4 protein-coding genes and 2 pseudogenes are annotated in these 4,982 nt (G+C 58.4%); 5 read left to right on the forward strand and 1 reads right to left on the reverse strand.

Annotation, left to right across the window (positions count from 1 at the left end):
• The coding region (locus YUO_RS0137495) for a porin (RefSeq protein ID WP_028351697.1) at nucleotides 1-503 on the forward strand (503 nt) is incomplete at its 5' end.
• 475 nt (nucleotides 504-978) lie between these two features.
• On the opposite strand, the pseudogene YUO_RS43360 reads toward YUO_RS0137495, so the two are convergent.
• Nucleotides 979-1,802: pseudogene (locus YUO_RS43360) on the reverse strand (transposase); the annotation flags it as partial.
• Between the two features lie 89 nt (nucleotides 1,803-1,891).
• Between YUO_RS43360 and YUO_RS49260 the strand changes: the two are divergent.
• The 4 genes and pseudogenes from YUO_RS49260 to YUO_RS43375 form a co-directional block, all read left to right on the forward strand.
• A pseudogene (locus tag YUO_RS49260) lies at nucleotides 1,892-2,032 on the forward strand (hypothetical protein); the annotation flags it as partial.
• A 610-nt stretch (nucleotides 2,033-2,642) separates the two neighbouring features.
• Nucleotides 2,643-3,497: a transporter substrate-binding domain-containing protein gene (locus YUO_RS44260; RefSeq protein WP_051379869.1), complete on the forward strand. Its 855-nt coding sequence runs from the start codon at nucleotides 2,643-2,645 to the stop codon at nucleotides 3,495-3,497.
• 165 nt (nucleotides 3,498-3,662) lie between these two features.
• Complete coding sequence (locus YUO_RS0137520) at nucleotides 3,663-4,040, forward strand: hypothetical protein (RefSeq protein ID WP_156908955.1); 378 nt, start codon at nucleotides 3,663-3,665, stop codon at nucleotides 4,038-4,040.
• A gap of 181 nt (nucleotides 4,041-4,221) precedes the next feature.
• A partial coding sequence (locus YUO_RS43375) for an amino acid ABC transporter ATP-binding protein (protein WP_035728568.1) occupies nucleotides 4,222-4,982 on the forward strand: 761 nt, incomplete at its 3' end.

The raw sequence follows: 4,982 nt of genomic DNA on the forward strand, positions 1-4,982 counted from the left end.
CCACCTACGCGATGTACGGTGGTACGGGTCTCGCGGGAGCTTACCAGAGCGTCGGCCTTGCTGGTCTGTCCGACTCGGTGTTTGTGACTGGTGCTGGCCAGGAATTGACCACGACCTATGGCTTCAATGGTGCCTACAACCATAACTGGGATCCTTACTGGAACACCGCGATCTACGGTGGGTGGGGTGCTGTGCGGTATAANGACACGGCCAAGGGGTACATCTGCGGCGCAGTCGTAGCAGGCCTCGCGCTCTCGAGCGGTATTGGTGGCTGCAACCCCGATTTCAATTACGCGGTTGTCGGTGTGATCACGCGCTGGACCCCGATCAAGAACCTCACCTTCTCGGCCGACTTGACTTACACCATGCTCGACCAGAAGTACGCGGCCGGAAGCACAGTGGTAATACCGGCGCAACCCAGTATCGCCAAGCCCGGCACCACCTACGAGCTGAAGGACCAGAACACGGTGAGCCTGCTAATCCGAGCTCAGCGCAATTGGTGAATCGTTGTCAACGTAGCGGAAGGAGAAAAGGCACTTCATAGCTGACTAAACCTCCAAGAAGGCCTCCGGCATGCCCGCCGGAGGCCTTTTTAGTTAATGTCCACCTTGCGATGCTTTGTCTTTGAAATGCTTGCGCGTCGGCAAACGTTTAGATGTGAGCGATGCCAGCATAGATCGACTATTATCAATTCAACCCTTTTGCGCTGGCGGCAGTTGATGGCTCAAGATTTAGAGAGCTTGAAGATTTCGGAGGAACTCTAAAAATCACGTTGCGTCGTCGCAACAGCGGACGACTTCGGTTTGGCTATAGAGGCCGATCCCACGATCATCGTCATGGGAGAATACGTTCATTGGTTTTGCGGCCGCGTGAGGGGCTTTAAGCGCACAGCCTTGGAAATATTTCCGGACCGGGTGTTAGCCATGCCGATTGTCGATGACCTGCCACCGAACTTTCATCCGGCGGCGGTTAGAATCTCTTGCTCCAGGCCAGCATGGCATTGCAGGTGAACTCGGTGCCGTTGTCGGAGACGATCGAGCCCGGCTTGCCGCGCCGCTCGACGATCATCGCCAGCTCCCGAGCCACCCGCCGTCCGGAGATCGACGTATCCGGAATGGCCCCAAGCACTCCTTGGTCACGTCGTCGACGATGTTGAGGATGCGGAAGCGCTGGCCGTTGGCGAACTGGTCGTCGACGAAGTCCGGCGACCAGCGTGCATTGGGCTTCGCTTCCATCAGAATCGGCGTCCGGGTTCCCACAGCCTTGCGGCGGGCCCGCCGCTTGCGGACGGCGAGCCCTTCCTCCCAATAAAGACGGTAGATCAGGTTGATCTCCGACGGCTCGCCCTCCCGCCGCAGCAGGACGAACAGCCGGCGGTAGCCGAAGCGTCGCCGCTCGTTGGCGAGATCGCGCAATCGGCCGGGCAGAGCCGTGTCTGGAGGGCGGCTGGAGCCGTAGCGGATCATCTTCCGATCCACGCCGACGACCTAACAGGCCCGCCGTTCCGACAGGCTCACGACGGCCTGCAGATGCGCGACCGCAGCGCGCTTGGCGGCGGGCCCCACCATTTTTTGTCTCGAAGGGCAGCCGCATCCAGAAGCTTCGTCAGCTTCGCATTCTCCTCCTCCAGCGCCTTCAGTCGGTTGGCCTCGGAAACGTCCTGCCGCCGAATTTGGCCTTCCAGCTGTAGATCGTCGCGTCGGAGATCCCATGCTTGCGAGCCAGGTCTGCCGTCTTCGTCCCGGCCCATGCTCCTTCAACACCGCGATAATCTGCTCTTCCGTGAACCTCGCTCGCTTCATCTGTCCGTCCTTCTTCAGACCGGACTCGAACTCGATCTGGAAGAAATACGCGGTGGCACGTCACCGAGAACGGTTTTACGAGTGTCGCGCTCGGCGCTTCTCTTCGCGGCCTTCGCCCGATTCTGGAGATCATGTTCGGCGATTTTCTGCCTGTTTGCCGCGGACCAGCTCTGCAATGGCATTGCAAAAGCGAAGATCGTTCGTCCGGGACCTTCTCGCCACGTCCGTGATGGTCTCTATGGCGCTGAAGGTGCGGAGGAAACGATCATAGATGCTGAGATAATCGACATGTGTAGCCTTGGGCAACTGAGCCAGACTGGCCGCTCATAATGAAATCAATTGCCAAGTCAAATCGGGTGGTGATTGCTGAGCAGATGTCAAGTGGTCCGGGGCAGGCCAGCGTGGCATCAGCGGGCGATAGCCCTGGCGGACGCATTCCGAAGCGCGATGTGAAGCAAGCCAGCAAGGCGGATTTGCGTCAGGAAAACGTCTCGCAGCGGGAGTACGTACCTATCATCCAAGGATCGGGCATCCAGACGCCCGCCAACGATGCGATGCCCAACGGAGCTTGTCTTCAATGCGACGGTAACGGCGCGGGTGTCTTGCTGCATGGCTTTAGGGCCGAGCTCAACAGCTGGCGCAGCCCGTTCGCCGACAACCGGTCTTCAAGCCGCTTGTTCGCTCTCGACATAAGGGATGACCCCATCTCGCAGCGAGGCCAGAGCGTGTCGGGCCTCCGGCAACATCAATTCCGCTCTGGTATTGACGCTTCCGAAATTGGTATTGGCGTTGCGGTCCTTTCGTATGACTCAATGGCTCATACTCAAAGGGGGAAACAATATGCGTATCACATCAAAGCTCTCGTTGCTGGTGCTGCTGCTCGCGTTGGCTGGCAGTTCGCGTCCGACGTCTGCACAAACGGAGGATCCTCTTTTCGCCTCGATCCGCAAATCCGGCCAAGTCAAGGTGGCGCTGCACTCGCTACCTCCTTACATGATGGTGTCGCCGAGCGGAGAGCCGATGGGTACTGCGGTTGAGCTGCAGAATCTGGTGCTCAAAGCCATGGGTCTGCCATCGCTTACGGCGGTGTTCATGGGATGGGACGCCATGATGCCCGGACTGATGACCAATCGATTCGACTATATCGGCGCCGGCCTGACCATTACCGAAGAGCGCTGCAAGGTGGCGGTGTTTTCGGCGCCCTATTACGCGTCTCAGACCGTACTGTATGTCTTACCCGGAAATCCGAAGCATCTGACGGGCCTCGCGGAGATTGCGCGTCGCCCCGACATCAAGATGGCGACAGTGCCGAGCCCCTACGAGAAGGATGCGTTGAGGCTGGGAGTCAAGCCCGAGCAAATTCAGATGGTTCCTGATTATCAGGCCGGCATCGCCACAGTCACCGGCGGTCGGGCGGACGCGTTTGTAGTCGGTCAGTTCACTGTTTCCAATCCCGAGCAGAAAGGCGTCGTGGAGGTCGTTGACGAAGAGTCGCCAGTGACTGCATCGGCCATGGTATTCCGCAAGGAAAACGTGGCCTTCCGCGACGCGTATAGTAAGCATCTCAGTTTATTGCTCAGAAATGGAACGTTCCAGAAGATCTTTGAGAAATACGGGATTGCTAACGGGGAAGCGATGGTCAAGACGGCTGTCAAGTTTAGCAAGGCCAGTGATCTCGTACCAAGCTGTGAGTAACGCGCAACTGCATTGAAGGCAGCTTGCGAGTACTGGCCCGCGCTCGCGCAGGGCTTATGAGTCATCGTGTGGGTAGCATTGCGTATCATCTCAGATGCAGTACTCGGCGCGATCGCTCTCGGCGCGCTGAGGCTGTCTGAGGCGCGCCCCTTACGAATGGCATCGATGCCCTTCATCGAATTCATTCGCGCGCCCTCGGCCCTGGTTCTCCTGTTTTGGGGTTCCTATGCGCTGCCGCTTGTGCCGGGCATGCCGTCTCTGAGTCCCATCGCCGCGGCGATTCTGAGTCCCATCGCCGCGGCGATTTTCGTGCTCGTTCTCGATGGAGCCGCGTACGGCGCGGAGATCGTTCGTGCTGGTATCGAGGCCGTGCATCGCGGGCAAACCGATGTGTGTCAAGCACTGGAGCTGAGGAAACTGCAGAGTTTTAAGGGTTGTTTTGCGACAGGCACTCTCGCAGATCGTGCCCGCTTTCGGCAGCCTGACGCGGAGCATGGTCAAGTGGACCGCGATCCGGGCGCCGGTGCTGATGAGCCAAGCTAACGAGGTCAGCTACGAACACTTTCGTCATCTCGAGCCCTTTACCATCGCAGGCTTCTCTATTTCGGCCTGAATCTGCCGTTCCCCTTCCTTCTTTCTAGAGCCAAGGACAAGCATGGTTAGCACCGCGCAATTTAGCCAACCGGGACCCTTCGAGCCCGCAGCCGCTGCAGCCGTCAATCCGATGGAGGCAAATGGAGCCGCTCTCGAGCCGCAATCCGACGTGTGGGCTATCGAACTCAAAAACGTCTCAAAGTCCTTCGGTGCTCATCGCGTGCTAGTAGATCTCGACCTGAAAGTGAGGCCGGGTGAAAAGGTCACGCTCATCGGCCCGAGCGGTTCAGGAAAGACAACCGTGCTGGCAATGACGCTCGAGAAGCCCAGCGGTGGAGATATCCGGTTTTTCGGCGAGAGCATACTGTTTGATGCAGCGGGCCAGCCGCTATCGAGCTCGCAGGAGGCGCGAATCCGGCGCCGGTGCGGCATGGTTTTTCAGCAATTCAATCTATTCCCGCATCTGACTGTGCTGCAAAATCTGATTTTGGCGCCAATGACTGTGTTGAAGCAGTCGAGAGAGCAGGCTGAGAAGAGCGCGTTCGAATACCTTCAGATCGTGGGTCTGAGGAGCAAGGCGCATTCGTATCCCGCGCAGCTTTCCGGAGGTCAGCAGCAGCGCATTGCAATCGCTCGGGCGCTGATCTTGAAACCTGAAATACTTCTGCTCGATGAAATCACCTCAGCGCTCGATCCTGAGCTCGCCGGGGAAGTCCTCGACGTCGTTCGAGGTGTTGCGCACGAGTCTAACGTGTCGCTTCTGATCGTAACGCACGAGATGCGCTTTGCACGCGAGGTCTCCGATCGCATCGCTGTCTTCGACGCTGGCCGTATCATCGAACAAGGTCCACCCGACCAAATCTTCACCAATCCCGTATCCGAGCGCACCCG

Source organism: Bradyrhizobium murdochi, from assembly GCF_000472965.1.
Lineage (GTDB): Bacteria > Pseudomonadota > Alphaproteobacteria > Rhizobiales > Xanthobacteraceae > Bradyrhizobium > Bradyrhizobium murdochi.

Coding starts and splice junctions, on each gene's coding strand:
- YUO_RS44260 (WP_051379869.1), top strand. CDS start 2,643: ATGCGTATCACATCAAAGCTCTCGTTGCTGGTGCTGCTGCTCGCGTTG.
- YUO_RS0137520 (WP_156908955.1), top strand. CDS start 3,663: ATGCCCTTCATCGAATTCATTCGCGCGCCCTCGGCCCTGGTTCTCCTG.